The organism is Streptomyces sp. NRRL B-24085 (genome assembly GCF_001282115.1).
Lineage (GTDB): Bacteria > Actinomycetota > Actinomycetes > Streptomycetales > Streptomycetaceae > Streptomyces.
This window is the reverse complement of sequence record NZ_LJBR01000620.1, coordinates 1-2,361: the sequence shown is the minus strand read 5'-3', so window position 1 is coordinate 2,361 and position 2,361 is coordinate 1. Positions and strand designations below refer to the sequence as shown.

General features: G+C 73.1%; 1 protein-coding gene and 1 pseudogene. Both read left to right on the top strand.

Annotated features, from left to right (window positions below):
• The first annotated feature begins 320 nt into the window (after positions 1 to 320).
• Positions 321 to 1,574: a phosphoribosylamine--glycine ligase gene (purD, locus tag AOJ26_RS40385; protein ID WP_053853305.1), complete on the top strand. Its 1,254-nt coding sequence runs from the start codon at positions 321 to 323 to the stop codon at positions 1,572 to 1,574.
• Between the two features lie 302 nt (positions 1,575 to 1,876).
• Positions 1,877 to 2,361: pseudogene (locus AOJ26_RS40380) on the top strand (hypothetical protein); the annotation flags it as partial.

The following is a 2,361-nucleotide window of genomic DNA, read 5'->3' as shown; positions in this document are numbered from 1 at the left end:
GTCCGCACCCGCCCCGCAGCGATCCGCTCCGGAACCCCCGCCGGTCTCCATCGAGGACGACATCCCCGAGGACGACGACCCGGACCTCAACGAGTCGGCCCTCTCCGGCCGCGAACTGATCGTTCGGGAACTCGGGGCGACCGTGGTCGAGGAGATCACCAACGAGTAGGGACGGCCAAGGCGCGACCTGGCCGACGTGACCGGCGCGTTCGCCGAGGCCATGGAAGCGCGAGCCAGACCCCTCGCCTTGGAGGAACCCACGACTCCTCCGCCTCCACCCCTTAGGAACCTGGCACAAAAACCCCGTTAGGCTGACCCCCGTGAAGGTCCTCGTCATCGGTAACGGCGCCCGCGAACACGCCCTGTGCCGCTCCCTGTCCCTCGACCCCGACGTCAGCGCACTGCACTGCGCGCCCGGCAACGCCGGCATCGCCGAGGTCGCCGAGCTGCACCCCGTCGACGCCCTCGACGGCGAGGCGGTGGCCACGCTCGCCCAGCGACTCGGCGTCGACCTGGTCGTCGTGGGCCCGGAGGCCCCGCTCGTCGCGGGCGTCGCCGACGCCGTGCGCGAGGCGGGCATCCCGGTCTTCGGCCCGTCCGGGGAGGCCGCGCAGCTAGAGGGCTCGAAGGCCTTCGCCAAGGACGTCATGGCAGCGGCCGGCGTCCCCACCGCCCGCTCCTACGTCTGCACGAACCCCGAGGAGGTCGCCGAGGCCCTCGACGCCTTCGGCGCCCCGTACGTCGTCAAGGACGACGGTCTCGCCGCGGGCAAGGGCGTCGTCGTGACCAGCGACCTCGAGACCGCGAAGGCCCACGCCAACGCCTGTGAGCGGGTCGTCATCGAGGAGTTCCTCGACGGACCCGAGGTCTCCCTGTTCGCCGTCACCGACGGCGACACCGTCCTCCCGCTCCAGCCCGCCCAGGACTTCAAGCGCGCCCTCGACGGCGACGAGGGCCCCAACACCGGCGGCATGGGCGCGTACTCCCCGCTGCCCTGGGCCGACCCGAAGCTGGTGGACGAGGTCATGCAGACCGTCCTCCAGCCGACCGTCGACGAGATGCGCCGCCGCGGCACCCCCTTCTCCGGGCTGCTGTACGCCGGTCTCGCGATCACGTCCCGCGGTGTGCGGGTCATCGAGTTCAACGCCCGCTTCGGCGACCCCGAGACACAGGTAGTCCTGGCCCGCCTCAAGACCCCGCTGGCCGGAGTCCTGCTCGCCGCCGCGAGCGGCAACCTCGAAGACCTGCCGCCCCTGCGCTGGAGCGAGGAGGCCGCGGTCACCGTGGTCGTCGCCTCGCACAACTACCCGGCCACCCCCCGCACCGGCGACCCCATCACCGGCCTCGACGAGGTGGCCGAGCAGGACGCCCCGCACGCGTGGGTCCTGCACGCGGGTACCAAGCGGGACGGTGACGCCGTCGTCAGCGCCGGCGGCCGCGTCCTGTCGGTCACGGCGTCCGGCAAGGACCTCACCGAGGCCCGCGAGCGCGCGTACCGGGCCGTGGGCCGTATCCGGCTCGACGGTTCCCAGCACCGGACGGACATCGCGGCGAAGGCTGCGGCCGAAGCCTGACAGGCCCGGAAACCCGGGCGAAACCCCCGCCCCCGAACAACCCGGCAGGCCCCGGATCCGTCTAAGGATCCGGGGCCTGATCTTTGCTGTCCGTCATCCACCTTTCCCCAAAGCCATTCCATCGAGTGACCGCGACCGCATACGGCTGACGGGGGCCCAGGGCCCAACTAGGGTGCCGCGCAAGCGGTCCGGCACTTGGCCCACCGGCATTGCGATGTCAGTGACGGGTGCCACAGTGGGGGAGTGAGCAACGCCAGGACAGCTCGGCATCCAGGACGGCAGGGAGGGGGTGAGGTCCGGTCATGACCGGTATCGGTGTGGAGGCGGGCGCGCAGGCCGCGCGCTCCCGGGCCCTCGCCGTGCTGCGCATCCGCAGCCGTGCGCTGGCCGTGGCGCTGCTGCCCGCGGCGGTGGCCGTGGTGCTGCTCGCCGGGGGTTCCACCGGCCATCTGGTGGGCGGGGTCTGGGACACCGCCCGCCTGGTCATGAGCGTGCTCGGGGCCGTGGTGCTGCTGGCCGCCGGGGCCGTCGCCCTGGTCGTCGCCCGTGCCCGCCCCGCCGTCAGCCCGACCGTCGCGATCGCCGAGGAGTCCGCGCCCGACCTGTACCGCATGGTGCGCGACCTCGCCGACCGCCTGGACGTCCCCGCACCCTCCGCCATAGCGCTGACCCCGGACTGCGACAGTTGGCTGGAGGACCGCACCCACCCCGCCCACGGCCCGCCCCCGCAGCCGGGCCGTGGGCGGGGTGGGTGCGGTCCTCCAGCCAACTGTCGCAGTCCGGGGTC